Source organism: Ensifer sp. ZNC0028 (assembly GCF_000799055.1).
Lineage (GTDB): Bacteria > Pseudomonadota > Alphaproteobacteria > Rhizobiales > Rhizobiaceae > Ensifer.
Genome location: NZ_JTLA01000068.1, coordinates 1 through 26,905 on the forward strand (window position 1 = coordinate 1; position 26,905 = coordinate 26,905).

Here is a 26,905-nt window from a genome sequence, read left to right on the forward strand (position 1 = left end):
AGGGGCCGCCGATATCGCCGGCCTGGTCCGATACGCGTCCGAACGTTCCGGCGGCCGTCCGGTCGTGCTCGCCTGCGCGTCGATGGGAAGCTTCATCTGCTGGGGTGTCTCGCGTGACGCCTCCGCCGTCGCAGCACTCTCCGGCATGATGGTGATGGGCGGCGTCAGTGATCCGGACTTCACGAAAAGCGCCGCCTACAAGGCGAAGCTGCCGATGTTCTTCAGCCATGGCAGTCGTGACAGCGTCTATCCGGCCGAAGGCCAGAAGGCGCTCTATCGCGCGCTCAAGGCCAAGGGTTACCCGACGCGCTTCGTGCTTTTCGAAAGCGGCTCGCACGGAACGCCGGTGCGCATGACCGACTGGCGCGATGCGCTGAACTGGATTGGCAGCCGCTAATGCGTGTCGCGCAAAAGTGTGCAGCGGTTTTGCGGCAACGACATGCATAAAAACAAGAGCTTAATGTCTGTCGCGTGAAACCTCTTTCACGCGACAGACATTAGGCGTCGCCCTGCTGCTGCGGATTTGTTAACCAGCCCGCCAATTTGCGAGCGAAACAGAGCCGTGCGTTTCCACTCTGGAAAGTTGAAGTCGTGATGATACCGGCAACTATGGCTGGGATGGACTTCATGGACGCGCGTACCGAGACACGGCACATTCCGCTGTGTGTGGATCTTGACGGCACTTTGCTGGCCGCCGACACCCTGTGGGAAGGGGCGGCGATCATCCTGCTGCGCAATCCGCTGATGCTGTTTCCGATGCTGTTCTGGCTGGCAAAGGGCAAGGCACGGCTGAAGCATGAAGTGGCGCTTAGATCCGGCCGCCGGGCGGAAGACTGGCCCTATCGGCAGGCCGTCATCGACCGGCTCGCGGAGGAAAAGAAGAGCGGGCGCGAACTCGTGCTCGTGACCGGCGCGGCACCGTCCGTGGCAAACGACATCGCCGCCCATGTCGGCATGTTCTCCTCGGTCATGCATTCGACCGACGCGCTCAACCTGACGAGCAGCAACAAGCGCCGGGCGCTGGTCGAGCGGTTCGGCGATGGCGCCTTCGACTACATGGGCAACAGCCGTGACGATATCGCCGTCTTCGAAGTGGCGCGCCGGGCAATCGTCGTCTCGCCCGACGCGGCCGCAGAAAAATGGCGTCGCAACCATGATGCCGAGCGGCTCGATACCGGCAAGGTCAGCGCGCTTGCACCGCTGAAGTCGATCCGGGTGCATCAATGGGCGAAGAACGTGCTCATCGGCGTGCCGATGATCCTCAATCACGAGGTGCTGCACTTCGATGCGATCGTGAGCGTCATCATCGCCTTCTTCGCCTTCAGCTTCCTTGCTTCCGCCGTCTACGTCATCAACGATCTCTCGGACCTTGCCAACGATCGCCGCCACGCAAAGAAGCGCTTCCGGCCGCTCGCGAGCGGCCAGATGTCCGTGCCGACGGCGCTGGTTCTCGCCGGCTGCCTCATCGTCGCTTCCGTGGCGCTGACCCTTCTGTTGCCCTGGAAGTTTGCCGGGGTGCTCGCCTTCTACGCCTGCGCGACGACGGCCTATACCTTCGTGCTGAAGCGCAAGCTGCTCGTCGACGTGTTCACGCTTGCCGGCCTCTACACCACGCGCATCGTCGCCGGTGCGGCCGCGACCGGTACGGAACTCTCCTTCTGGCTGGTCTCCTTTGCGATCTTCTTCTTCCTCAGTCTCGCGCTGGTGAAGCGTTACGTCGAACTGCACGAGTTCGAGGACAAGGACGGCGGCAACGTGCCGGGGCGTGGCTATCTCGCCGTCGACTTCGAGATGGTCGGTCAGGCCGGCGTTGCCTCGGCCTTCACCTCGGCCCTGGTTCTGGCGCTCTACGTGCACAGCAAGGAGCTGCAGGAGATGTACACTACGCCCTGGGCGTTGTGGCCGCTCTGCCCGCTGGTGCTCTATATGTTGCTGCGCATCTGGATGCTTGCGCGCCGCGGCATGCTGCATGAGGATCCGGTCGTTTTCATCATGCGCGACTGGCGCAGCCAACTGACCATGCTGATCGGCGCGCTGCTGATCCTATTTGGAGCCATCGGGCCGCAATGACGCTGCAAGACCATGAAAGCTGGGGCCGCATCGACAATCGCGTGCGGCCTGGAATTTCGCCTGACGACTATGAAGACCGGCTCGGTAGCCTTGAGGCCGATGGCTATCTGCCCTTCGGCAACGGACGCAGCTACGGCGACAGTTGCCACAACGATCGCGGAACGCTGATCGAATGCAACCTTCACGGCCGCATCCTCGCCTTCGATCCCGGCACCGGCATGATGACCTGCGAGGCCGGCGTGAAGCTGCGCCAGGTGCTGGAACGGGCGATCGAACATCGCTTCTTCCTGCCGGTGACGCCCGGCACGGCCTTTGTGACCGTCGGCGGCGCGGTCGCCAACGACGTACACGGCAAGAACCATCACGCACGCGGCACCTTCGGCAATCACGTGACGCGTTTTACGCTGCTGCGCTCGACCGGCGAACGGCTGACCTGCACGCCGGTCGAAAACCCGGAACTCTTCGCCGCGACCATCGGCGGCATGGGGCTGACCGGACTGATCATGACCGTCGATATCCGGCTGATGAAGGTGCCGTCGCCGCACGTGCAGCAGCACGCAATCCGCTTCGAAAACCTGGACCGGTACTTTGCCCTCGTCGACGGCGTCGATGCCGAGCATGAATACTCCGTCGCCTGGATCGACCAGCTCGCCAGGGGATCTCGCATGGGCAGGGGGGTGCTGCTTGCCGGCGATCATGCAGATGGTTCCTGCGAACTGCCCGACATCCCCAAGGGATTGAAGCTGTCGGTGCCGTTTTCGCCGCCGTTCAACCTGCTCAACCGGGCAACGCTCAAAGGCTTCAACGAGTATTATTTCCGCAAGGTGAAGCCGGGCGAGACGGTGACGACCGTTCCCTGGACGTCCTATTTCTATCCGCTGGACGCGATCGGCGCCTGGAACCGGCTCTATGGCCCGCGCGGGCTCTACCAGCATCAGAGCGTCTATCCCGCAGAAAACGCACCGGAGATCACGGCCAAGCTCATGGAAACCGCCCGTCAGGCCGGCCATGCATCGTTTCTGACGATCCTGAAGCGGTTCGGCGATATCGGCCCCCGGGGCGTCCTGTCCTTCCCGCGTCCCGGTTTTACTTTGACGCTGGACTTCGCCAATCAAGGTGAACGGACAGTAAAGCTGCTCGATGCGCTCGATCGCATCGTGATCGAGGCAGGCGGTGCGATCAATCCGTACAAGGATGCCCGCATGAGCTCGCAAGTCTTTGAAAAGTCTTTTCCTTTCTGGAGGAAGCTCGAAATGTTGCGCGATCCGGCACTGGTTTCGAACTTCTGGAAGCGCACCGCTCTGGCTTTGCCAGAATGAGAATGCAGACAATTTTATTCAATTAAATGCGCAAACTTCACGGAATATCCGTCTCTTGCCCGTAAGTAGATTTTCGGGACTGGGAGTAAAACTATGAAATATATTCCATTCATTCTCTTTACCGTGCTCACCAATGCCGCCGCGCAGCTGATGCTGAAGCAGGGCATGATGACGCTCGGACCGATTTCGATGACGGCCGAAACCGCGATCGTCCGGTTGTTTCAGATCGTCTTCAACCCTTGGGTCTTTGCCGGTCTTGCGACCTTCGTCATCTCGATGGCGTCGCATCTCTACGTGCTGTCGAAGGTCGAGCTTTCCTTTGCCTATCCGTTTCTGAGCCTGGCTTACGTTCTCGTCGCGGTCTTCGCCTATTTCGTCTTTCGCGAAGACCTCAACACATGGCGCATCGCCGGCATCGCGCTGATCTGCGCCGGAACCGTTCTTATCGCCCAGTCGGGCATTTCATCCCATGCCGAAGATAAGTCGACTGAGGCCGCCGGGGTGAGCACCGCAGAATTCGGGAGCAAGTCATGAAACATATCATCTTTGGTGGCGATGGCTTCGTTGGCCGTCATCTGGCGGAACGCCTCGTCAAGGAGGGCGAGGAGGTCGTCGTCGCCGATATCGTCAAGTCCGACCTGCCGCATTACGGCCGCGTGCGCTTTGTCCATTGCGACGTCACCGATCTGGAGGCCGTCCAAAAGGTCGGGATCGGCGCCGACGACATGATCTACAACATGGCGGCCAAGATGCTGTCGCCGTTGCAGGTCCGCGCCAAGCGCTGGGAGTTCTTCTGGCCCGTCAACTATTACGGTGCCGAAAACATCATGAAGGCGATGGATGCCGCCGGCGCATCGCGCCTGGTGCAGTTCACCACCGACATGATCTATGGCCACACCGTACAGTCGCCGCAGACCGAGGACCATCCGGCAAAGCCGCTCGGCGAATATGGCAAGTCGAAATGGGCGACCGAACAGCTTGCCATGCAGTGGCGTAAGCAGGGCATGAGCATTTCGATCTTCCGCCCGCGCCTGATCATCGGACCAGGCCGCCTCGGCATTCTGGAAAAACTGTTCAAGCTGATCGACCTGAACCTGCCGGTGCCGATGATCGGCTCGGGCAAGGTGCCCTATCAGTTCATCTCGGTGTTCGATTGCGCCGAAGCCGCGCGGCTTGCCTGGAAGGGCGGCGTTCCGAACGAAGCCTACAACCTCGGCTCCGACAATCCGCCGTCGGTGCGCGAGCTGCTCGGCAACCTGGTCAAGCATGCCGGCTCGAAGTCCATTCTGCTGCCGACGCCCGCCTTCGCGGTCAAGCAGACGCTCGCCTTCTTCGACCTGATCAACAAGCCGATCATGGACCCGGAACAGTATCTGATCGCCGACGAGATGTGCGTGCGCGAGACCGGCAAGCTCAAGCGCGAGCTTGGCTGGCGCGCGGAATACAACGATGGCGACATGCTGATTGCCGCCTATGACGAATATCGGGCCAAGAAGACGGGCGCCGTTTCGGCCGCTTCCGTTGTCGTGCCGGCCGAATGAGGGGACAGACCATGCTGGATAGACCGAACCGTATCGCCGTTGCCGCTCCGTCACTCGACGGCGGCGTTGCCAAGCCCAATCTCGTCACCGTTGAACAGGCGAAAGCCATGTCGATCGGCGACATCACCACGGCCTTCAAGGATCACCTGAACCCCGGCCAGCTGCATTTCATGAAGCTTCTCGGCTTTCACAAGGTGAAGATCGAGAGTGCCGAGGGCATGTTCTACGCCGACCAGAACGGCCGCAAGATCCTCGATTTCTTCGGCGGCTTCGGCTCGCTCGCCTTCGGCCATAACCATCCGCGCATTCTCGACGCCCGCCAGAAGTTCCAGGACGAAAAGCGCCACGAGATCGCCATCGCCTTCATGTCGCAATATGCGGCAGCACTGGCGAAGAACATCGCGGCCTGCTCGCCGGGCGACCTCGACATGGTCTTCCTCGGCTCCTCCGGCTCCGAGGCGATGGAAGCGGCGGTCAAGCTCGCCGAGCGTGCCGCCGGTCCGAAGCGGCCGAAGGTCGTCTATGCCGAGAATTCGTTCCACGGCAAGACCAAGGGTGTGCTCGCGATCACCGACGGCCAGCTTTACCGCGCCGACTTCAAGATCACCGACAACACCGTGCGCGTGCCCTTTGCCGATATCGATGCGGTGGAAAACGCCTTCAGGTCCGACCCGGAAATCGGTGTCATCGTGCTCGAAACCATCCAGGGTGGCGGCGGCATCATCCAGGCGCCGGCCGAATACTGGCAGAAACTGCGTGCGCTCTGCGACAAGTACGGCGTGCTCTGGGTCGCCGACGAAGTGCAGTGCGGCTATGGCCGATCCGGCCGCTTCTATGCCTTCGAACATTACGGCGTCGTTCCTGACGTAACGGCGCTCGCCAAGTCGCTCGGCGCCGGCAAGGCCGCCGTCGGCGCGATGATTGCCCGCCGCGAGGTCTACATGAAGGCCTATGGCACCCCGAAGACGGCGATGATCCACGCGATGGCCACGTTCGGCGGCATGGGCGAGGCCTGCGTGACGGCGATCGAAGGCATCAACGTGCTTTATGACGAGCACCTGATCGATCGTGCCGCCGACAGCGGCGACTATCTGCTCGAACGCCTGCAGGCGCTGAAGGAGAAGTATCCGAAGATCATCAAGGACGTGCGCGGCAAGGGCCTAATGGTTGGCCTGGAATTCCAGGACTTCAGCCAGACTCTGCCGATGGTGCTGCGTCCTGTCGTCTCGATGCTGGACGACAAGCTCAAGGGCTCGCTCTCCGGCTTCATCGGCGCGCTGCTCCTGCGGGACTACGACGTGCTGGTGGCCTTCACCGAATACAATCGCAACGTCATCCGGCTCGAACCGCCGCTGATCTGCGAGCGCGCCCATGTCGACCAGTTCATCGCAGCCCTCGACGACCTGCTCGGCCGCGGCATCGTGCGGATCGTCAAGGATTTCGTCGGAAGCCAGATCGGCTGATCGAGACGCCTATCGACTTGCAAGGGGCAGGGGCGTTCAGCGCCTCTGCCCTTTGATGTTCATGTCGAACTCGACGACGTTGGAATAGATCGGCGTGCCGACATCCATGCCATAGGGTGACCGGTGGATATTGCCGCGGATGTTGAAGGCGATCGAGCCGCGGTTCCAGTCAAGCAGCGTCACCGAGAAGCGCTCCTTGCGCGACATGCCGCGCGCCGTCAGCGTTCCCTCGACCGCGGCTGTATCCGGCCCGGTCTGTTTCACGGTCGTCGAACGGAAGGTGACTGTGCTGAAGTTGGCGGTGTCGAAGACCGCGCTCGACTTCAGGAAATCCTCGATCCGCTTTTCTCCGGTTTTCACGCTCTCGGGGTAAAGCGTGAATTCGACCGTCGAGTGGCCGACATCATTTCGGTCGATGCGGAAATTGCCGGAAAACTTGGCGAAGTCGCCGACAATGCCGCCGCCACCGGCTTGCGCCACGGTGAAATGAATACGCGAAGCCGGCGTGATGCCGTAGTTGCCGGCAGCATCGGCAAGGTCCGGTGCGGCTGCCGCAGCGGGCGACGGAATGCTCCCGAGCGCCAGCAGGAGCGTCAGGGAAATGGCCTTTGTTGGTGATTGCGAGTGCGGTGTCATGGTTTCTTCCTTCCGGCGATAACCGGATCCGAACCAGCCGCTTGGGAGGAAGCGCGTTGGCGTGAGCCGGTCTGAAGCATGCGGACGAGGACGTCGTCGCGGCGTGCGAAGTGGTGGTAGAGGGCGGCCAGAACATGAAGCGCGACGAAGCAGAAGAGCAGATAGGCGAGCGTCATGTGGACGAGCGTCCAGAGGTCTTCGGCCGCTACCGATTTCGCCATCGGCAGGTGGGGGATGACGATCCAGTTGAAATAGAAGCTCGGTATGTTCAGCGTCGATGTCGAGGCCACCGCCCAGCCGGCAAGCGGAACGGCAAGCGCGAGCATCATGAGCACGAGATGGGTGGCGCTGGCCGCTCGGCGCTCAAGTGCGCTGAGGCGTGCCGGCGGACGCGGCCGAACCTCGACGAGGTGCCACAGGGCTCGGATCGTCGCCAGCCCGAGCGCGGTGAAGCCGAGCGACTTGTGCCACTGATAGAGCGAAAACTGCAGCGCAGGATCGACGGGCGTTCGCCGCATGACGAAGCCGAGGCCGAGCAGGGTAAGGATCAACGCCGCAATCGCCCAGTGAAGGACGATGGTGATCCACCCAAATCCGGTTTTGTCGTTGCGCAGCATGTCCGACCCCATGGTCGTTCGCCCGGCCAGGATCGGCTCGGCGACTGCGGTAAGACTCATGAGCTCGCGCTTTTATTCGCCTAGAATACCATAAAATTGCACTGAGATCTTGTTGATCTCGGCAAGCTATGGTCCATTTGCTCGTGGAGGGGACACGGAGGGGTTGTTCCCGGGAGCATGTGGACTGGCGTACATGACAAAGAAGAAAACCACACCAATGAGCCCGCACGAGCGGGAAGCCTATGAACACGGCCGCACGGGCATCCGGCTTGGAACCGAAGGCAATTATGGTGAAGCGGTCGACGCTTGGCGTCTGGCATCGAACGTCGCCGATGTGCATCTTGCGCTCACGGATATGTATTATTGGGTCAAGAGTGGCTACGGCGCCGCCCTTTGCGATGCCGGGCACCATCGCGAGAGCATTGCCGTCTCCCTGCTCGCCCGTGAGTGGACGCTCGCGCGGCGCCAACCGCTCTCGTCGCTTTCGATCGCGCGCGCTTATCTGGCGCTCGGCGACGGCGAGGCGGCAGCCCCCTATCTGCGCGAGGTTCACGCCCTGATCGGCGATGCGATCTTCGAGCAGTTCGACGAGGATGCGGAAGCCGACGTTCACGCGGCGATCGCCGGCTTGGAGAACGGCGGCAACCAGCCGACCGCCGGCCGCCCCAAGTAAGGGCGCGCGGTTATCCTTGGTAATAGCGGTGCCGGAATCTGGCGGGATTTCGGCATTTCTGATGTTGGCGTTTTCTCGCCATGATTTCAATTTATCCGCCGATTACCCCTTTAGCGGGTGATTCGAGGTCCGCCGTTCTGGTTCGGGCCCTTTTTTAGCATTTTGATTTTTCTAAGGAGTTTCCCATGAGTGAAACCGTATTGCCGTCTGATGCCGAAATTACCCTTCGGCGCATCTCAGCCCTGACCGTCTGCGACGTCTGCGAGCTCAGCGAAACGCTGAGCGAGGAACAGCGCAATATGGTGGCGGACAACGGCACCTCGATCGCCGAGGCGCATTTTTCCGAGAATGCCTGGTTCCGTGCGGTCTATGCCGATGAGACGCTTATTGGCTTCATCATGCTGCACGAAGGATCCGACTGGGATGACGGCATCGATTGCCCGGGTGTCTATCTCTGGCGCTTCATGATCGCCCGGCCGTTCCAGGGCAAGGGATATGGCAAGCAGGCGATCGCCCTTGTCGTACGCGATCTGAAGGGTAGGGGTCTGCATGAGCTCTACACGAGCTACGGACAGGGCCCTGGCAGCCCCGAAGGCTTTTACCAAGGCCTGGGCTTCAAGCCGACGGGCGAGCACTATGACGATGAACTCGAAGCGGTGCTGAAATTCTAAGCGCACCAGGGACACGGGAAAAACCTCCCGTGTCTCTCTCAGATGTTTGAGAGTGAAACATGAGTATTGATCTTCACGAGGCCAATCGCCTCTCCTGGAATGCCGCGACCGTCGCGCATAACAGCCATAAGGGCGACCAGGCGGCCTACTTCCGCGCCGGCGGCTCAACGCTTTATCCGGAAGAGATCGAGTTGCTCGGCGATATCGCCGGGCTCGACGTTCTCCATCTGCAATGCAATTCCGGCCAGGACAGCCTGAGTCTCGCGCGGCGCGGTGCGAACGTGACCGGCGTCGATATCTCGGACGAGGCGATCGCCTTTGCCACGCGGCTTTCGACGGAAAGCGGCATCGCCGCCACCTTCGAGCGGTCCGACCTTTTCGGCTGGTTCGATGACGCCCGTGCGAACGGTCGGCGTTTCGATCGCGTCTTTGCGTCCTATGGCACCATTTGCTGGCTGTCGGACCTCGGGATCTGGGCGCGCGGCATCGCCGATGTGCTGAAGCCGGGCGGCCGTTTCGCCTTCGTCGAATTCCATCCCTTTGCGATGGTCTTCGATCCGGGCTGGAAGCTGCATTACGATTACGCCCCCAAGGAGCCGGTCGCGGAGGCAGGCGTCGGTGACTATGTCGCCGACTCGGGCGCAGGCCTTGCGCATGGCGGCTACCAAGAGGGCGTCGTGGGTTTCACAAATCCGCACCCGTCCTTCGAGTTCAATTGGGGTATCGCCGATGTCGTGCAGGCGCTGATCGACGCTGGGCTCCGGATCGAAGTTCTGAAGGAATATCCCTATGCCAATGGCTGGGTGGCGTTCGAAGGCATGCGCGACCTTGGCGGCGGGCGGATGGCGCCGCCTGCGGGCATGCCGAGCCTGCCGCTGATGTATGCGATTGCGGCCGCAAAGGCTGGGCCGGCGTCGGAAGATGGCGAAAAGGCAGCGCGTCCTTCGGCATGATGCCGGCGACGCGCAGGGCTTGACGATCCTTTGTGGCGGGGCGGGGCAACCGGCCCCGCCCATGAATAATCGCCGGCGGTGCTTTTATTTGCCGGCTGCATTTGCTAGGCCGCTTCCGGAGAAAAGTACCCGGAGGAAATTGCATGACGCCCGATATCCGCCCGCTCGTCGCCGGCAACTGGAAGATGAACGGAACCCGCGCCTCGCTCGATCAGATCAAGGCGATGGCCGAAGGGGTCAAGGGCGAACTCTCCGCCAAGGTCGAAACGCTGATCTGCCCGCCGGCAACGCTGCTCTACGTGGCGACGGCGCTCTGCGACGACAGCCCGCTCCTGATCGGCGCGCAGGACTGCCACCAGAAGCAATCGGGCGCCCATACCGGCGACCTTTCCGCCGAGATGATCGCCGATTGCTTCGGCACCCACGTCATTGTCGGCCATTCCGAGCGCCGCACCGACCACGCCGAAAGCGATGCGTTGGTGCGTGCAAAGACGGAAGCGGCGCATTCGGCCGAACTCGTCGCGATCGTTTGCATCGGCGAGACCGGCGACGAGCGCAAGGCTGGCAAGACGCTCGATGTTTTGAAGCGCCAGCTCGCCGAAAGCCTGCCGGATGCAGCAACCGCGGAAAACACCGTGATTGCCTACGAGCCCGTCTGGGCGATCGGCACTGGCCTGACGCCGACGGCCACTGACGTCGAGGAAGCGCATGCCTTCATGCGCAAGGAGCTGGTCGCGCGCTTTGCCGACGCCGGCGCCAAGATGCGCATCCTCTATGGCGGCTCGGTCAAGCCGTCCAATGCGAAGGAATTGATGGGCGTCGCCAATGTCGACGGCGCACTGATCGGTGGCGCCAGCTTGAAAGCCGAAGACTTCCTCGCCATCTACCGGGCTTATGAAGAATTGACGGCCTGATCGCCCGGGTTACCGGGCAGGGGCTTGGAATGGCGCACGGCATGGTATAAAGAGGCGCGAAAATTGCGCCCGGCCATGCCGAGTTTGCGCAGGGTTTGATTCGTGTGCCCCAAGGGCAGGACTGGAAGCTGATGCAGACCGTACTACTCGTCATCTATCTCATGGTCGTCGTCGCCCTGATCGGCGTCGTACTCATTCAGCGTTCCGAAGGCGGTGGTCTCGGCATCGGCGGCGGTTCGGGCTTCATGTCCGCGCGCGGCACGGCGAATGCGTTGACGCGCACGACGGCGATCCTTGCCGCGCTGTTCTTCGTCCTGGCGCTCGGCATGGGCATTCTCGCGCGTTACCAGCCGCAGGCGACCGACATCCTCGACCGTATCCCGGGCACCAGCTCGAACGGTGGTGGCGTTCTCAATTCGCTCGGTGGCGGCGCTCCGGCTCCGGCTGGCGGCGCGACTGGACAGCAGCCGGCAACCGGCAACCCCGCTCCGGCCGACAACGGCGTTCCGTCGACCGCCGCACCGGCAACGACGGGCGAAGCCCCGGCCGGCGGCGCAACGACTCCGGCGCCCGCCGCTGGCGCCAACAGCAATACGGGATCGCAAGTTCCCAGCGGCCAGTAAGGTCGCAATTCTGAAGAACCCGCCGGCGGATGTTTCATCCGCCGGTTTTGTTTTGTGTGAAATCTGCCTCCATCCCAAGACGAAAAGTTCTGGAATATGAATTTTTCGGTGGCGGAATCATTTGTTAAAAGGTATCCGGTGACTCCCATGGCGCGATATGTATTCATCACAGGCGGCGTGGTTTCCTCCCTCGGAAAAGGCATCGCTGCAGCGGCTCTCGGAGCACTGCTGCAGGCGCGTGGCTACCGGGTGAGACTGCGCAAGCTCGACCCCTACCTCAACGTTGATCCGGGCACCATGAGCCCGACCCAGCACGGTGAGGTTTTCGTAACCGACGATGGCGCGGAGACCGATCTCGATCTCGGCCACTATGAACGCTTCACGGGGCGTTCGGCGACGAAGACCGACAACATCACCACCGGCCGGATCTACAAGAACATCATCGACAAGGAACGCCGCGGCGACTATCTCGGCGCGACCGTTCAGGTGATCCCGCACGTCACCAACGAGATCAAGAACTTCGTAACCGAAGGCAACGACGAGTACGATTTCGTGCTGTGCGAAATCGGCGGCACCGTCGGCGACATCGAGGCGATGCCGTTCATGGAGGCGATCCGCCAGCTCGGCAACGACCTGCCGCGCGGCACCGCCGTCTACGTCCACCTGACGCTGATGCCCTACATCCCGGCTGCCGGCGAACTGAAGACCAAGCCGACGCAGCATTCGGTCAAGGAACTGCAGGCGCTCGGCATCCATCCCGACATCCTGCTCGTTCGCGCCGATCGCGAAATCCCGGAAGCCGAGCGCCGCAAGCTCTCGCTGTTTTGCAATGTCCGCCAGTCGGCGGTCATTCAGGCGCTCGACGTTGCCTCGATCTACGACGTTCCGATTGCCTACCACAAGGAAGGCCTCGACAACGAAGTGCTGGCAGCCTTCGGTATCGAGCCGGCGCCGAAGCCGCGCATGGATGCCTGGGAACGCGTTGCCGATCGCATCCGCACACCGGAAGGCGAGGTCACGATCGCGATCGTCGGCAAGTACACGGGCCTGAAAGACGCCTACAAGTCGCTGATCGAAGCGCTTTACCATGGCGGCATCGCCAACCGGGTGAAGGTCAAGCTCGAGTGGATCGAATCGGAAGTCTTCGAGAAGGAAGATGCGGCACCCTACCTCGAGAAGGTGCACGGCATCCTCGTTCCCGGCGGTTTCGGCGAACGCGGCTCCGAGGGCAAGATCAACGCGGCGCGCTTTGCCCGCGAACGCAAGGTGCCTTACTTCGGTATCTGCTTCGGCATGCAGATGGCGGTCGTTGAAGCGGCCCGCAATCTCGCTGGCATCGAGAAGGCGTCTTCCACCGAGTTTGGGCCGACCAAGGAACCGGTCGTTGGTCTGATGACGGAATGGGTGAAGGGCAACGAGCTCGAGAAGCGCTCTGCATCGGGTGATCTCGGCGGCACGATGCGCCTCGGCGCCTATCGCGCAGCCCTGAAGGCCGACACCAAGATTGCGGAGATCTACGGTTCGACCGAGATTTTCGAGCGTCACCGGCACCGTTACGAAGTCAACGTCGACTACAAGGATCGTCTCGAATCCTGCGGTCTCGTCTTCTCAGGCATGTCACCGGACGGCATCCTGCCAGAGACGGTCGAGTACCCGGATCATCCGTGGTTCATCGGCGTCCAGTACCACCCGGAACTGAAGTCGCGTCCGCTCGATCCGCATCCGCTGTTTGCAAGCTTTATCGAAGCGGCACTGGAACAGTCGCGTCTCGTTTGAGGCGACGTCGACGAAAACATCAAAGGCCGGTCGTAAGGCCGGCCTTTTCCATTTGTGCCGACGCGTTGCGCGGCGGCTGAGTAAACGGAACGACTAAATCCGCCGGGCCAGGCGATAGCTGTAAAGCGTGGCGGCTACAATCGGCAGCAGCATCGCTGCGATCGTGGCAACCGCAAGCGCGGGGCCTGTGCTCATGACGAGTGCCAGCAGTGCCAGGGCGATCCCGGCGCAGACCATCAACAATCCCGCAAGCCGGTGCGTTGCCCGCCAGTTGGCGTTATCGGCGACCGTCCACGGCAGCCGAATGCCGGCAAGGCCGTTCGGCTGCGATTTCGGCAGGACGTTGCCGACGGCGATCGACAGAAGTCCGAGTCCGAAGGCGATAACCCGCGACATCGAGAGGTCGACGCCAAGCCCGATCAGCACGATCACAGTTTGAATGGCGGCAAAGAGCGCGAGGATCGCGGGGAGGGTGACTTCGGCGATATGCCGGCCCGCCCGAAGTTCTTCCTGTGGCACGAACCGACCGACGGCGAGCGAGAGTGCGGCAAGCACGGCGACCACCACAGGCGCCATCGCCAGCGCCCGGTCGCGCGGCCAGAAGGCATCGGCCGTGCCGTCAACACCCCAATGGGTCGGAAGCAGCGCCTCGGCGGGGATTGCGAGATAGCCGACGAGCGTCGTTGAAAAGAGTATGCTGCCAGCAACCAGCGCGATCGGGGAACGCAAAAGCAAGGTCATGGTGCTTGATCCCTTGTGCTGAGGAGGCCGCCGAGCGCCTCTTCGAGAATGGACATGTTGAGGTGGTAGATGAGGCTCGTGCCGCGCCGCTCGACCGCGACGAGTTCTGCCTCGCGCAGCTTGTTGAAATGCACCGACAGCGTCGGCTTGGTCAGGTCGAAATGCTCGGCGAGTTCGCCGGCGCTCATCGGCCCGGCTTTCAACAGTGCCAGGATCTGCCGGCGCACGGGATGAGAAAGCGCCTCGAAAACCCTGTTGATCCGCATCGTCTCCGCCCGCTTGTTGTCCTTCTATTTAGATATAAATCTAATTAGAGTCAAAGCGAAATAGTTCCGAACTGCGTCTCAAAGCCAGGAAACGAAAATGCCCGGCGCAGAAGGCGCCGGGCATTGGTTGCGGGAAATGGCTGGTGTCCGTCAGCGCGCCTCCGCCGGGCGGCGCCATTGCGGCACGCGGCCAATGGTGATGAAGCGCAGGATCCATTCGAGCGGACCATAGGCGAAACGGGCCATCCACCAGCGGCTGATGACGAGCTGGGCGGCAAAGATCGCAAGCGCGATCAGCACGGTTACCAGAGGCGAGACCTGGCCGATGAGAGCAAGGCCGTAGCCATGAAAGATCAGGGCCATGAGCAAGGACTGCATCAGGTAGTTGGAAAGGGCCATGCGGCCGGCAGGCGCCAGCAGGTTGCGCAGCCCGTGGCCGGCTTTGGATCCGAAGAGCAGCATCATGCCGCCGACATAGGCGCCGGTGAGAAGCGGGCCGGTGGCGAGGCCGATCGAAAGTGCGATGACCGCGATCGGCGATTCGGGCATCTCGACGCTGACAAAGGCATAGATGACGGCACCAGGCAGGCCGACCCAGAGGCCGGTGCGCACGAGGCGCTGGAATAATGCCTTGTTCTCCTCCGACCGCGCCAGGGTCTTGCGACGTCCGGCGATCAGGCCGAGCAGGAACATCGCCAGCGCGCACGGCGCTTGCAGCAGGACGAGGATGATCCAGACCGAGTTGAGCTCCGTCAGGTGCTGACCGATGACGGCTTGCCAGTCACCGCGGAAGGCAAGCTCGGCCGCCTCCGCGGCGGAAAGAATGGCAGACCGATCGAGCGGCACCGGATCCAGCGTGATGAGGATGCCGAGTGCGCCCCAGACCAGTGCAAGGAGAAGGACCAGCCATTTGGCTAGCCGGAAGAGGGCTGCATCGCTGCGGTTTCTGAGCATCAAGAGGGCGATGCCGAGCACCGCGTAGGTGGTGAGAATATCGCCATGGAAAAGCAGAACCGCATGGGCAAGCCCGATCAGCCAGAGGCCCATCTGTCGGCGCAAAAGCCTGGGCACGAAGGCCTCGCCGGATTTTTCCGCCGAACGCATTTGCAGGGTGAAGCTGTAGCCGAACAGGAACGAGAAGAGCAGGTAGAATTTCATCTCGAAGAACAGGGCGATTACGAAATGCACGCTGCGATCGAGGATGCTGCCGAAGGCGGGGTCGGCGATTTCCAGTCCGTAGAAGGCAGAGGCGAAGGCCATGATGTTGACCAGGAGGATGCCCAGCAAGGCAAAGCCGCGCAATGCGTCGACGTCGTCGATGCGGTCCGGGGTACTCATTCGTGTTCTCCGTAACGGGAGGCGCTGCAATTTTGCGCCGTAACCGATTGAAAAAGTATGCTTTCAGGAGGCGGCGATCACGGGTCTGATCGTCGCCGATCTCGGCGCGCGCGAGCACTCGTTCATCGGTGGCGCTCGTGGCATTTAATAAATAGACTAATCTATCTAGTAATTGACGTAGGCACACGTCAAGGGGGCGGCGCGATGTTGCGGCGGCCTTGTTCACGATGCGTGAAGAGGGTGTTTAGCCTTTGTTGGGCGCGTTTTTCCGAAGCCAGGCAATCTGGCGACGGGCGCGCAGGCCGGCCGTCAGCGCTGCCCCGATCGAAATCGCAAGAAGCGCGATCCACAGCACTTCGCCGTCGCCGAGCCAGAGGCCTTCAAAGGCCGAAAGAACGGCGGCCAGCGTCATCGTCGCCATACGATGCTGTTTGGCCATCGGGCCGGAGAAGTCGCTCGGCGCACCGTTGGCACGGCCGAGTTCGCGCACATAGGCGGTCAGCACGCCGAAGGTGGCTGCAGCAAAACCGAGAGCCGACACGCCGATGGCAAAACCTGCGCCGACGAAGATGAGGATGTCGGCGATGCGGTCGGGAAACTCGTTCCAGAAAGGACCGTCTGCCTCGCCCTTGCCGCCCTCGACGGCGACCATGCCGTCGAAGAGGTTGCAGAGCAGGCGCAACTGGCAAAAGAGGGCAGCAGCGATGAACAGGCTCGCCCTTACGCCATCCTCGCTTTCGCCCGCGAGCCAGAAGGCAAGGCCGGCCAGGGCGGCCGCCAGCATGCTCGCCTGCGATATCCGGTTGGGCGTGAGGTTCATCGATGCCAGGCGGCGTGCAATGGCCTGCGCCCAGCGGGTGTTGCGACTTGCGAGCGGCCTGCGGTCACCGGTCTCGGACATGTTCGCCTCGGCTGATGGAATAGTTGTAGATGGCGGCGTAGGTGGTCGAAACCGTAAGCGGCAGCGCGATCGTTTTCAGGATCTCGGGCGTGCCGCTGGCCGCGTGGATCGCGACAAGTACAGCCGAGGAACCAAGGCAGGCGATAAGTGGTGGCAGGACCAGACGCCAAGCGCCGCTGAACTGCTTGGAAAGCGCGTCGATCGCCGTCTTGAGGTAGAGCGTCAGGAGCGCCGACAGCGTCCCTTGGACGAGGCCGGCAACAAGCGGCTTTGGCATCGGGTGATGGCGGTTGGCGAAAAGCGCCCAGCCGCCCATGGCGAAAAAGGCGAAGGCCACATGAACGACGCCGCTTGATGCCAGCCCCCTCAATTTGGCGCTCATGTCAACGACCACCAGTAGCGCGTCAGATGGAAGAAAATCGGCGCGGAAAAGACGACGGAATCGAGCCGGTCGATGAGCCCGCCATGGCCTTCGATCAGATGGCCCCAGTCCTTGACGCCGCGATCCCGCTTGATTGCCGACATGACGAGACCGCCGAAGAAGCCCATCAGGGTGATGATGAGCGACATCAGCGCCGCCTGCGCCGGCGTGAACGGGGTAATCCACCAGAGCGAGGCGCCGATCAGGGTTGCGCTCGCAACGCCGCCGACGAAGCCCTCGACCGTCTTCGACGGCGAAAGGGTGGGCGCGATCTTGGTTTTGCCGAAGAGCTTGCCCCAGACATATTGCAGCACGTCGCTCGACTGAACGACGATGACGAGGAAGGCGATGAGGAGCACGTTGCGTCCCTCATAGCCCGGGATCTGAAGCGTGAGCAACGCCGGCACGTGCGATGCGCAGAAGACGCAGATCATCAGCGCCCATTGCACCTCGGAGATCCGGACCAGGAAGTCGCGGGTGTCGCCGCGAAGGACCGCGACGATCGGCATCAGCAGGAAGGCATAGACCGGCACGAAGATCGAATAGATCCCGTATTGCTCGGCCCAGAGCAGGAAGTAGTTGATCGGCAGGACGACGAAGAAGGCGGCCGCGATCGCCCAGTGGTCGCCGCGGCGCGTGTTGATGAGCGTGATGAATTCGCGCAGCGCTGCAAACGAGCAGAAGGCAAAGAGCAGCAACACGCCGACCCGACCGGCAACGAAGGCGATCGCGATCAGGACCACCATCGCCCACCACGCCTTGATGCGGGCGTTGAGGTTCTCGATCGCGCCGTTCGACCCGTCAGGCGAAAGCTTCTGCTTGAGCACGTAGCCGACGCTCGACGCCAGCACGAGAACGCCGCCGACGCCGGAGAGCAGCTTGAGCATGTCCAGGCTGGCTGTGCTCATGCGCGGTCATCCGTCGATGACGGCGCGAGCGAAAGCAGCGCGGCCTCGGCGCGGGCGATGAACTCTTCCTTCGTCTCCTGCGCCTTGAGGCGCATCGGTTCGCCGAAATTGACGGTGCAGATGAGCGGGATCGGCACGAACTCCCCCTTGGGCATGACGCGATTGAGATTGTTGATCCAGACGGGGACCAGCGCCACGTCCGGGCGCTTGCAAGCGAGGTGGAAGAGCCCGCTCTTGAACGGCAAAAGGCGTGCTTCGGTCTGGTTGCGCGTTCCCTCGGGAAAGAGAATGAGCGACGATCCGTCGTTGAGCACGGCCGCCATCTGCTCGACCGGGTCCTGCGTGCGCGCTTCCGGGTCGCGTTCGATCAGAACCGCATCGAACACGTCACGGCCGATGAAGCGCGATAGCTTCGATTTCAGCCAGTACTCGGCGCCCGCGACCGGCCGGGCGCGTTCCCTGAGCCAAGGCGGCAGGACCGCCCAGATCAGCACGAAATCGCCGTGGCTGGAATGGTTGGCGAAGTAAATGCTCTGCTTCGGCGGGAGGCCGGTCTCATGCCAGATGGCGCGTGCCGCCGTCAGCGCTCGCGCAAACATCATGATGGCGATGGAAGCCAGCTTGGCCATCATCTCGCGCATCATGTGAATGTGTGCCCGATTGGAAACCGGGTCAGCGTCCCGATGCGCCGTTTGGCGTCCCTCGGCCGCGCCCGGATGCGTTGCTTGTCCTGCAAGTCGATAATCAAATGCTGCCCCTCAGCCTGCTGCCCGGCATAACTCCAGGCTGCATTGGTGAATTTTACGCAATTGTGACGGCTTCTCAAGCGGTTGAAATCATAGGCAGCATGATAACGTGCAGACCGTGCCGGATATTCGTTCGCCGGGGCGATTGGACAAAACCCTTGCGGCCGCAAGCCGCACGGCATGGACCTTTGTTTGCGTTGACCACCCGCAACCCAGCCGCTAGCGTGCGGCTTCCAGTAAGAGGAGCGTCGTCCAATGCGCCAGTAATGCCCGGTGAAAACCGAATCGCCTCAACTTCGCTTGCGAAGGGGATGGACGATGGCATTGCTGCGATCCGCATCGACGGACAAACGCCAGGGCATTTCTGCCTGCGATCTCCATTCGCCTTCATGAGCGGTCACATCAGGACAAAGTTTCCAGGGACCGAACATGCAAGATATCTCATCCTCCAATCTCGATATTATCGATCACAATCGCCAGGCGTGGGACCGGCAAGCAAGCCAGGACTGCGAATGGTCGCGCCCGGTCACGCCGGAGATAATCGCCGACGCCCGCAAGGGTCAGTGGCAGGCGCGGCTGACGCCCAGTGACTTGCCTGCGGGGTGGTTGCCCGACGTCAAGGGCAAGAGGATCCTCTGCCTGGCGTCCGCCGGTGGGCAGCAGGCGCCGATCCTGGCTGCGGCCGGTGCCGATGTTACGGTCTTCGACCTCTCCGAGGGACAGCTCGAACAGGATCGGCGCGTCGCCGAACGCGAAGGGTTGCCGCTTTCGGCCGTGCAGGGCGACATGCGCGACCTCTCTATCTTTGCCGACGAAACCTTCGATATCGTCTTTCACCCGATCTCGAACCTCTACGTTCCGGATATCCGTCCGGTCTGGCGGGAGAGCCACCGGGTGCTGAAAACCGGCGGTCGGCTGCTTTCGAGCTTCTACAATCCGATCGTTTTCGTCGGCGACCGCGATCCGGCCCATGCGGAAAGGGGTCTTATCCGCCCGGCCTACCGGCTCCCCTTTGCCGAAGCGGAGCATCTCCCTCCCGATGTCGTGCAGGCCAAGGTCGGGCGTGGCGAGGCCCTGGTGTTCGGACACAGCCTTTCTCAGCAGATCGAGGGGCAATTGCAGGCCGGTTTCCTGCTGGCCGGCTTTCATGAGGATTGGCAGCCGTCGGCTCGTTTCCTGATCGACAGGTTCGTGCCGACCTTCATCGCCACCTTCGCCATCAAGAGCGATCGTCGCCCCTGATGGAGTGAGCCCGGTGTCCCGGCCGGGCCGAAAGCTTACGCGCAAGAAGAGCAACCGCAGCGGCCGGTAGGGGGCTGCGGTTGTCGAACCCGGCTTCGTCGCCGCCTATTTACCTCGCGTTACTGTTACGTACTCGCCAAAGCATCGTTTTCGTACTTTCCTGTTCGTCAGCGAAACTGGAAAGGGGTCAATCCGTATGCGCTTCATCGCTTTGTTGTTCGTGCCTTTGGCGGTCGCCGTGCTGGGGCTCTCGGGTTGTGCCTCGACGTCCTCGACCAATACGTCCTACACGCAGCCCCAGACGTTCGCCCCCGGTCTCGGTGCGGGGAACACGGCCAACGCCACGACGGCGCCGGGCTACTACTGACCTTCCGGCGGTCCGCCTTCTGTCGGCAACCATAGCCCGCGGCGGGCGCAGCCGGCCGCGGATGGTTCGCGTTTGTGGCAGCGGCCCGAGCCCGGACCGTCGATCCGCTCCCTGGCGGTGACCCGGCTTGCATTCGCCGGCCAAAAGTTGCAAACAGCGGCGAACCATCAGGGAACACGCCATGAGCCTCTCCAAGCGCACCACCCGCCCGCTCGATCACCTCGTGCTGCCGGTGGATACGCTTACCCAGGCGCGGCGACGGCTTTCCAACCTCGGCTTCACCGTCGCAGACGATGCCCGCCATCCGTTCGGCACCGAAAATGCCTGCGTCTTCTTTTCCGACGGCACCTATCTCGAACCGCTCGCCATAGCGTCCCGCGAGGAATGCGAGGCGGCGGCACTGGACGGCAACGCCTTTGTCGCCCGTGATCAGGCGTTTCGCTTTCGCCAGGGGCCTGAAGGCCTCTCGGCACTGGTTTTCGGCACGGAGGATGCTGCGAGCGACCACATCCGTTTCCGGGCACGCGGCATCTCCGGCGGCGATATGCTGGAATTTTCCCGGCCGATGAAGCTGCCGGATGGCCGTGAGGGCCTGGGCTCCTTCCGCCTGGCCTTTGCCGCGGACCTGCGCGCGCCGGATTTCTTCCTCTTCAACTGTCAGCGCGTTCGCGCGCTCCCCACCGATCGGGCGGCGCTGGAGCGGCACGACAACGGTGTGATCGGCATCAGCGAAGTGGTGCTGTCGGAAGCCAATCCGACCGATTTCCAGTATCTGCTGCAGGAAGCGGTCGATGAGCGCGAGGTTTCGGCGCATTCCTTCGGCATGGATGTAGCGACCACCAACGCCAAGATCTCGGTGCTGAACGCCGCCGGCATGGAGGCGTTCTTCGGTCGCTCGGTGCGCAATGCCGAACGGGGCCTGCGCGGGCGGGCAGTCGTCTTCCGCGTTGCCGATCTCGAAGCGACGCGGGCGCTGTTCGCCGACAACGATATCGAATTTGCAGAAATGGGCGGGCGCCTCATTGTTCCCGAAATGCCGGGGCAAGGGGTGATCTTCGCGTTTGGAGCTTGATGATGAAAACCAATGCCAAAGTCGTGGTCGGGGAGGGTGCCCGCCAGGTCGCCTTCGCACAGACCGAGAAGTTGTCGCTGATCGCCGGCCCCTGCCAGATGGAGAGCCGTGAACACGCCTTCATGATGGCGGGCGCGCTCTCGGAACTCTGCAACAAGCTCGGCCTCGGCCTCGTCTACAAGTCCTCCTTCGACAAGGCCAACCGCACGTCGCTCTCGGGCAAGCGTGGCATCGGCCTCGAAAAGGCGATGGAAATCTTCGCCGACCTCAAGAAGGAATTCGGTTTCCCGGTCCTGACCGACATCCACACCGAAGAGCAATGCGCGCTGGTCGCCCCGATGGTCGACATTCTGCAGATCCCGGCCTTCCTGTCGCGGCAAACCGATCTTCTGGTCGCAGCCGCCAAGACCGGCCGCGCGATCAACGTCAAGAAGGGCCAGTTCCTGGCGCCCTGGGACATGAAGAACGTGCTGGCGAAATTTACCGAGAGCGGCAACCCCAACGTCATGCTCTGCGAGCGCGGCGCCTCCTTCGGCTACAACACGCTCGTCTCCGACATGCGCTCGCTGCCGATCATGGCTTCGCTCGGCGCGCCCGTCGTTTTCGACGCCACCCATTCGGTTCAGCAGCCGGGCGGGCAGGGCGGTTCGACCGGCGGCCAGCGTGAATTTGTCGAGACGCTGGCGCGTGCGGCCGTTGCCGTCGGCGTCGCCGGTCTGTTCGTCGAGACGCACGAAGATCCGGACAATGCGCCGTCGGATGGCCCGAACATGGTGCATCTGAAGGACATGCCGCGGCTGCTCGAAAAGCTGCTGGCGTTCGACGCGATCGCCAAGGGCTGAGCCCCGCGACGCTTCGTGAAATTTTCATGAACCGCAATGGCGCGGTTGTTTTTGCATATTGCGCGCCATTGTAATTTCGAGGCCTTGGCGTATGACAGGCCCCGACCACCCACCGTCCTCAACAGGGAAGAGATCATGACTGCAATCATCGACATCATCGGCCGAGAAATTCTGGACAGCCGCGGCAACCCGACCGTCGAGGTCGACGTGTACCTGGAAGACGGAAGCTTCGGTCGCGCGGCAGTCCCGTCGGGCGCCTCGACCGGTGCGCATGAGGCTGTCGAGCTGCGCGATGGTGGAACGCGTTACCTCGGCAAGGGCGTCGAGCGCGCCGTCGAAGCCGTCAACGGCGAGATCTTCGAAGCGATCGGCGGTCTCGATGCCGAGAACCAGATCCAGATCGACAAGACCATGATCGAGCTCGACGGCACGGCGAACAAGTCGCGCCTCGGCGCCAACGCCATCCTCGGCGTTTCGATGGCTGTCGCCAAGGCCGCTGCCGAAGCTGCCGGCCTGCCGCTCTATCGTTACGTCGGCGGCCCGAACGCCCACGTGCTGCCGGTACCGATGATGAACATCATCAACGGCGGCGCCCATGCCGACAACCCGATCGACTTTCAGGAGTTCATGATCGTTCCGGTTGGTGCCGACACGATGCGCGACGCCGTTCGTATGGGTTCGGAAGTTTTCCACACGCTGAAGAAGCAGCTCTCCGCTGACGGCCACAACACCAATGTCGGCGACGAAGGCGGCTTCGCGCCGGGTCTCGCCTCTGCTCCGGCAGCGCTCGACTTCATCATGAAGTCGATCGAAAAGGCTGGCTACAAGCCGGGCGAAGACATGTTCATCGCGCTCGATTGCGCAGCGACCGAATTCTTCAAGGACGGCAAGTACGTTCTCGAAGGTGAAGGCCGCACGCTCGAGCCGGGCGCCATGGCTGAATACCTGGCGGAACTCGCTGCCAAGTACCCGATCTTCTCGATCGAAGACGGTATGGCCGAAGACGACTGGGATGGCTGGAAGGCCGTGACCGACCTCATCGGCAACAAGTGCCAGCTCGTCGGCGACGACCTGTTCGTCACCAATTCGGCGCGCCTGCGCGACGGCATCAAGATGGGTGTCGCCAACTCGATCCTCGTCAAGGTCAACCAGATCGGCTCGCTGTCGGAAACGCTCGACGCCGTCGAGACCGCGCACAAGGCACGCTACACCGCCGTCATGTCGCACCGCTCGGGCGAAACCGAAGACGCGACGATCGCCGATCTCGCGGTCGCCACCAACTGCGGCCAGATCAAGACCGGCTCGCTCGCCCGTTCGGACCGGCTCGCAAAGTACAACCAGCTGATCCGCATCGAAGAGCAGCTCGGCCTGCAGGCGAAGTACGCCGGCCGTTCGATCCTGCGCGGCTGATCGCCGCCTGATATTCGTCTGAAAATCGAACCCGTCCACACGGCCCCGTGTGGGCGGGTTTCTATTTTCCTGCCGTTCATGGTCAACCGTCGGTTAATCAATCGCCGCTAATCTGATTGCCGTACTGCGTATCAGGGCGTGAATGCATGTGGACACGGCATCATAAGAAACGGAAACTGGGACGGCTGGTGATGCCGCTGATCGCGGTCGCCTTTCTCTCCTACTTCGGCTATCATTCCATTCACGGCGGCTATGGCCTGAAGGCGACCGAGCAATTCGATCGCCAGATCGTCGAGCGGCAGGCGCGGCTGGATAAGCTCACGAAACAGCGGTTGATCCTTGAAAAGGAGGTTCAGCTGATGAGTGATGGGTCGCTGGAAAGGGACATGCTGGATGAAAAGGCTCGCCTCGCGCTCAACATGTCGCGAAGTGACGAGATCGTTATTTTTCACCGCGTCGCAAATTAACCTGAATTCAGTTAATTGAAATTTGTAAAGTAAAATCAATTGTTTGCGTGGAATGTGAGCCATGCAAATATGGCATTGCTGTGTCTGCTTTCTTTCCCTATGGTAACCGCAAAAGGCTAACCATTGGGAGGAACGAATGGCTCCGCGAAAATCCGCGTCCGTTTCCAGCCGCAAGAGTGCCGCAAAGCCGGCGAAGAAAGACTTCAATGGCGGCACGTTCGCCGAATTCTCCAAACAGGAAGATCTGAGCGCCTACCGCGAAATGCTGCTGATCCGGCGTTTCGAGGAAAAGGCCGGCCAGCTCTATGGCATGGGCTTCATCGGCGGCTTCTGTCACCTCTATATCGGCCAGGAAGCTGTCGTTGTCGGCATGCAGATGGCGCTGAAAGAAGGCGACCAGGTCATCACCGCCTACCGTGACCATGGCCACATGCTGGCCTGCGGCATGAGCGCCCGCGGTGTCATGGCCGAACTCACCGGTCGTCGCAGCGGTCTTTCCAAGGGGAAGGGCGGCTCGATGCACATGTTCTCCAAGGAAAAGCACTTCTACGGCGGTCACGGCATCGTCGGCGCCCAGGTGTCGCTCGGCACCGGTCTTGCTTTCGCCAACCGCTATCGCGGCAACGACAACGTGTCCGTTGCCTATTTCGGTGACGGCGCTGCCAACCAGGGCCAGGTCTACGAAAGCTTCAACATGGCGCAGCTCTGGAAGCTGCCGGTGATCTACGTGATCGAGAACAACCGTTACGCCATGGGTACGTCCGTTTCGCGCGCTTCGGCACAGACCGACTTCTCGCAGCGCGGTGTCTCCTTCAACATTCCCGGCTTCCAGGTCGACGGCATGGACGTCCGCGCGGTCAAGGCCGCCGGCGACGAGGCTGTTGAGCATTGCCGCTCGGGCAAGGGTCCGATCATCCTCGAGATGCAGACCTATCGCTATCGCGGTCACTCGATGTCCGACCCGGCGAAGTATCGCTCGAAGGACGAAGTGCAGAAGATGCGCTCGGAGCATGACCCGATCGAGCAGGTGAAGGCGCGTCTGACCGAAAAGGGTTGGGCGAACGAGGACGAACTGAAGCAGATCGACAAGGAAGTCCGCGACATCGTTGCCGACAGCGCCGATTTTGCCCAGGCCGATCCGGAGCCGGATGCATCCGAGCTCTACACCGACATCCTGCTTTGATCCGGGGAGGGACAAACATGCCAGTAGAAATTCTTATGCCTGCCCTTTCCCCGACCATGGAGGAAGGCACGCTCTCGAAATGGCTGAAGAACGAAGGCGACAAGGTCACTTCCGGTGACGTCATTGCCGAGATCGAGACCGACAAGGCGACGATGGAAGTCGAAGCCGTTGACGAAGGCACGATCGGCAAGCTCCTGATCGCTGCCGGCACCGAAGGCGTCAAGGTCAACACCCCGATCGCGGTGCTGCTGCAGGACGGCGAAGGCGCAGGCGATATCGCCGCTCCGAAGGCCGAAGCGCCGAAGGCAGCTGCTGCCGAAGCGCCGGCCGCTTCCGCGCCGGCTCCGGTTGCAGCCCAGCCGAAGGTCGAAGTTGCCGCTGATCCGGCGATCCCGGCCGGCACCGAAATGGTCACCATGACCGTTCGTGAAGCGCTTCGTGACGCCATGGCCGAAGAAATGCGCGCCAGCGACGACGTCTTCGTCATGGGTGAGGAAGTCGCCGAATACCAGGGCGCCTACAAGATCACCCAGGGCCTCTTGCAGGAATTCGGTGCGCGTCGCGTCATCGATACCCCGATCACCGAGCACGGCTTTGCCGGCGTCGGCGTCGGCGCTGCCATGACCGGTCTGCGTCCGATCGTCGAGTTCATGACCTTCAACTTCGCCATGCAGGCGATCGACCAGATCATCAACTCCGCTGCCAAGACGCTCTACATGTCCGGTGGCCAGATGGGCGCGCCGATCGTCTTCCGTGGCCCGAGCGGTGCCGCTGCCCGCGTGGCCGCTCAGCACTCGCAGTGCTACGCCGCCTGGTACAGCCATATCCCGGGTCTGAAAGTCGTCATGCCCTACACGGCTGCCGACGCCAAGGGCCTGCTCAAGGCTGCGATCCGCGATCCGAACCCGGTCATCTTCCTCGAAAACGAAATCCTCTACGGTCACTCGTTCGAAGTGCCGAAGCTTGACGATTTCGTTCTGCCGATCGGCAAGGCTCGTATCCACAAGGTCGGCAAGGACGCGACGATCGTCTCCTTCGGCATCGGCATGACCTACGCCGTCAAGGCGGTTGCCGAACTCGAAGCCCAGGGCATCGATGTCGAACTGATCGACCTGCGCACCATCCGTCCGATGGACCTGCCGACGGTCATCGAATCCGTCAAGAAGACCGGCCGCCTCGTCACCGTCGAAGAAGGCTACCCGCAGTCTTCCGTCGGCACCGAGATCGCAACCCGCGTCATGCAGCAGGCCTTCGACTACCTTGACGCCCCGATCCTCACGATCGCCGGCAAGGATGTGCCGATGCCTTACGCCGCGAACCTCGAGAAGCTCGCGCTTCCGAACGTCGCAGAGGTTGTCGATGCGGTGAAAGCCGTTTGCTACAAATAAGGGGAGGGCCCTTCGATGCCTATCAACATCACAATGCCTGCCCTCTCCCCGACGATGGAAGAAGGCAATCTGGCCAAGTGGCTGGTCAAGGAAGGCGATAAGGTCAAGTCCGGCGACGTGATCGCCGAGATCGAGACCGACAAGGCGACGATGGAAGTCGAAGCCGTCGACGAAGGCACCGTTGCCAAGCTCGTCGTCCCCGCCGGCACCGAAGGCGTCAAGGTCAACGCGCTGATCGCCGTTCTCGCCGCCGATGGCGAGGATGTCGCTGCTGCCGCCAAGGGCGGCAACGGCGCGGCAGCACCGGCACCTGCCGCCAAGGCCGAGGCGCCTGCACCGGCAGCGCCGAGCGCTCCG

The 26,905-nt window shown here is 62.1% G+C and carries 30 protein-coding genes; 21 read left to right on the plus strand and 9 right to left on the minus strand.

Going from position 1 to position 26,905, the window contains the following annotated elements:
* From L981_RS15785 to L981_RS15810, 6 genes are all read left to right on the plus strand, one after another.
* Positions 1-397, plus strand: a 397-nt coding sequence (locus tag L981_RS15785) for a dienelactone hydrolase family protein (RefSeq protein WP_043617953.1), incomplete at its 5' end; no start/stop codon positions are given.
* Between the two features lie 230 nt (positions 398-627).
* On the plus strand, positions 628-2,070 hold the full coding sequence (locus tag L981_RS15790) for a UbiA family prenyltransferase (RefSeq protein WP_043618020.1): 1,443 nt from the start codon (positions 628-630) through the stop codon (positions 2,068-2,070).
* Positions 2,067-3,389: an FAD-binding oxidoreductase gene (locus L981_RS15795; protein ID WP_043617955.1), complete on the plus strand. Its 1,323-nt coding sequence runs from the start codon at positions 2,067-2,069 to the stop codon at positions 3,387-3,389. The genes L981_RS15790 and L981_RS15795 overlap by 4 nt, the downstream gene beginning before the upstream one ends.
* Positions 3,390-3,482: 93 nt before the next feature.
* Positions 3,483-3,923 (plus strand): EamA family transporter, encoded by a 441-nt coding sequence (locus L981_RS15800; RefSeq protein ID WP_043617957.1) that lies wholly within the window; start codon positions 3,483-3,485, stop codon positions 3,921-3,923.
* Complete coding sequence (locus L981_RS15805; protein WP_043617960.1) at positions 3,920-4,930, plus strand: NAD(P)-dependent oxidoreductase; 1,011 nt, start codon at positions 3,920-3,922, stop codon at positions 4,928-4,930. The genes L981_RS15800 and L981_RS15805 overlap by 4 nt, the downstream gene beginning before the upstream one ends.
* Before the next feature lie 11 nt (positions 4,931-4,941).
* Entirely contained in the window at positions 4,942-6,393 is a 1,452-nt protein-coding gene (locus tag L981_RS15810) for an aspartate aminotransferase family protein (RefSeq protein ID WP_043617962.1), read from the plus strand.
* A gap of 36 nt (positions 6,394-6,429) precedes the next feature.
* Here the strand turns inward: L981_RS15810 and L981_RS15815 are convergent, their stop codons facing one another.
* Both L981_RS15815 and L981_RS15820 read right to left on the minus strand, forming a co-directional pair.
* On the minus strand, positions 6,430-7,029 hold the full coding sequence (locus tag L981_RS15815) for a YceI family protein (protein ID WP_043617965.1): 600 nt from the start codon (positions 7,027-7,029) through the stop codon (positions 6,430-6,432).
* Positions 7,026-7,646 carry a cytochrome b gene (locus tag L981_RS15820; RefSeq protein WP_043618023.1) on the minus strand — a complete coding sequence of 207 codons (621 nt, stop codon included), beginning with the start codon at positions 7,644-7,646 and terminating at the stop codon, positions 7,026-7,028. The genes L981_RS15815 and L981_RS15820 overlap by 4 nt, the downstream gene beginning before the upstream one ends.
* Before the next feature lie 193 nt (positions 7,647-7,839).
* On the opposite strand from L981_RS15820, the gene L981_RS15825 reads away from it, so the two are divergent.
* From L981_RS15825 to L981_RS15850, 6 genes are all read left to right on the plus strand, one after another.
* On the plus strand, positions 7,840-8,319 hold the full coding sequence (locus L981_RS15825; RefSeq protein WP_156134116.1) for a hypothetical protein: 480 nt from the start codon (positions 7,840-7,842) through the stop codon (positions 8,317-8,319).
* 185 nt (positions 8,320-8,504) lie between these two features.
* On the plus strand, positions 8,505-8,990 hold the full coding sequence (locus tag L981_RS15830) for an N-acetyltransferase (RefSeq protein ID WP_043617971.1): 486 nt from the start codon (positions 8,505-8,507) through the stop codon (positions 8,988-8,990).
* Between the two features lie 59 nt (positions 8,991-9,049).
* A complete protein-coding gene (locus L981_RS15835; protein ID WP_052201825.1) occupies positions 9,050-9,943 on the plus strand; it encodes a bifunctional 2-polyprenyl-6-hydroxyphenol methylase/3-demethylubiquinol 3-O-methyltransferase UbiG in 894 nt (297 codons plus the stop codon).
* Positions 9,944-10,086: 143 nt separating this feature from the next.
* Positions 10,087-10,857: a triose-phosphate isomerase gene (gene tpiA / locus L981_RS15840; protein ID WP_043617974.1), complete on the plus strand. Its 771-nt coding sequence runs from the start codon at positions 10,087-10,089 to the stop codon at positions 10,855-10,857.
* 131 nt (positions 10,858-10,988) lie between these two features.
* Positions 10,989-11,480 (plus strand): preprotein translocase subunit SecG, encoded by a 492-nt coding sequence (secG, locus tag L981_RS15845; RefSeq protein WP_043617978.1) that lies wholly within the window; start codon positions 10,989-10,991, stop codon positions 11,478-11,480.
* A 138-nt stretch (positions 11,481-11,618) separates the two neighbouring features.
* Positions 11,619-13,256: a CTP synthase gene (locus L981_RS15850; protein WP_082006051.1), complete on the plus strand. Its 1,638-nt coding sequence runs from the start codon at positions 11,619-11,621 to the stop codon at positions 13,254-13,256.
* A 93-nt stretch (positions 13,257-13,349) separates the two neighbouring features.
* Here L981_RS15850 and L981_RS15855 read toward each other — a convergent pair whose 3' ends face one another.
* The 7 genes from L981_RS15855 to L981_RS15885 all read right to left on the minus strand — a co-directional run bounded on the left by L981_RS15855 (position 13,350) and on the right by L981_RS15885 (position 18,472).
* Entirely contained in the window at positions 13,350-13,997 is a 648-nt protein-coding gene (locus L981_RS15855) for an SdpI family protein (protein WP_043617984.1), read from the minus strand.
* Positions 13,994-14,263, minus strand: coding sequence for an autorepressor SdpR family transcription factor (locus L981_RS15860; RefSeq protein WP_197067148.1), 270 nt, complete (start codon positions 14,261-14,263; stop codon positions 13,994-13,996). Before L981_RS15860 ends, L981_RS15855 begins: the two co-directional genes overlap by 4 nt.
* Before the next feature lie 150 nt (positions 14,264-14,413).
* Entirely contained in the window at positions 14,414-15,601 is a 1,188-nt protein-coding gene (locus L981_RS15865; protein ID WP_043617986.1) for a DUF418 domain-containing protein, read from the minus strand.
* A gap of 244 nt (positions 15,602-15,845) precedes the next feature.
* Complete coding sequence (locus tag L981_RS15870) at positions 15,846-16,502, minus strand: CDP-alcohol phosphatidyltransferase family protein (protein WP_043617988.1); 657 nt, start codon at positions 16,500-16,502, stop codon at positions 15,846-15,848.
* Positions 16,486-16,884 (minus strand): hypothetical protein, encoded by a 399-nt coding sequence (locus L981_RS15875; RefSeq protein ID WP_043617990.1) that lies wholly within the window; start codon positions 16,882-16,884, stop codon positions 16,486-16,488. Before L981_RS15875 ends, L981_RS15870 begins: the two co-directional genes overlap by 17 nt.
* Complete coding sequence (locus L981_RS15880; RefSeq protein ID WP_043617993.1) at positions 16,881-17,831, minus strand: phosphatidate cytidylyltransferase; 951 nt, start codon at positions 17,829-17,831, stop codon at positions 16,881-16,883. The genes L981_RS15875 and L981_RS15880 overlap by 4 nt, the downstream gene beginning before the upstream one ends.
* Positions 17,828-18,472, minus strand: coding sequence for a lysophospholipid acyltransferase family protein (locus L981_RS15885; RefSeq protein WP_043618029.1), 645 nt, complete (start codon positions 18,470-18,472; stop codon positions 17,828-17,830). Before L981_RS15885 ends, L981_RS15880 begins: the two co-directional genes overlap by 4 nt.
* 534 nt (positions 18,473-19,006) lie before the next feature.
* Here L981_RS15885 and L981_RS15890 point away from each other — a divergent pair.
* The 9 genes from L981_RS15890 to L981_RS15925 form a co-directional block, all read left to right on the plus strand.
* Positions 19,007-19,819, plus strand: a complete 813-nt coding sequence (locus L981_RS15890; protein ID WP_043617996.1) for a class I SAM-dependent methyltransferase — start codon at positions 19,007-19,009, stop codon at positions 19,817-19,819.
* Positions 19,820-20,015: 196 nt separating this feature from the next.
* A complete protein-coding gene (locus L981_RS34550; protein ID WP_156134117.1) occupies positions 20,016-20,186 on the plus strand; it encodes a hypothetical protein in 171 nt (56 codons plus the stop codon).
* A gap of 181 nt (positions 20,187-20,367) precedes the next feature.
* Positions 20,368-21,258, plus strand: coding sequence for a VOC family protein (locus tag L981_RS15895; RefSeq protein ID WP_043617999.1), 891 nt, complete (start codon positions 20,368-20,370; stop codon positions 21,256-21,258).
* Positions 21,258-22,100 (plus strand): 3-deoxy-8-phosphooctulonate synthase, encoded by an 843-nt coding sequence (gene kdsA, locus L981_RS15900; protein ID WP_197067149.1) that lies wholly within the window; start codon positions 21,258-21,260, stop codon positions 22,098-22,100. The genes L981_RS15895 and kdsA overlap by 1 nt, the downstream gene beginning before the upstream one ends.
* A 135-nt stretch (positions 22,101-22,235) precedes the next feature.
* The gene (gene eno, locus L981_RS15905) at positions 22,236-23,510 is read left to right on the plus strand and encodes a phosphopyruvate hydratase (RefSeq protein WP_043618005.1); all 1,275 of its coding nucleotides are present in this window, start codon (positions 22,236-22,238) and stop codon (positions 23,508-23,510) included.
* Positions 23,511-23,656: 146 nt separating this feature from the next.
* Positions 23,657-23,977, plus strand: coding sequence for a septum formation initiator family protein (locus tag L981_RS15910; protein ID WP_043618008.1), 321 nt, complete (start codon positions 23,657-23,659; stop codon positions 23,975-23,977).
* A gap of 136 nt (positions 23,978-24,113) precedes the next feature.
* Positions 24,114-25,160, plus strand: coding sequence for a pyruvate dehydrogenase (acetyl-transferring) E1 component subunit alpha (gene pdhA, locus L981_RS15915; RefSeq protein ID WP_043618011.1), 1,047 nt, complete (start codon positions 24,114-24,116; stop codon positions 25,158-25,160).
* 17 nt (positions 25,161-25,177) lie between these two features.
* A complete protein-coding gene (locus L981_RS15920) occupies positions 25,178-26,548 on the plus strand; it encodes a pyruvate dehydrogenase complex E1 component subunit beta (protein WP_043618014.1) in 1,371 nt (456 codons plus the stop codon).
* 15 nt (positions 26,549-26,563) lie between these two features.
* A partial coding sequence (locus tag L981_RS15925) for a biotin/lipoyl-containing protein (RefSeq protein WP_043618017.1) occupies positions 26,564-26,905 on the plus strand: 342 nt, incomplete at its 3' end.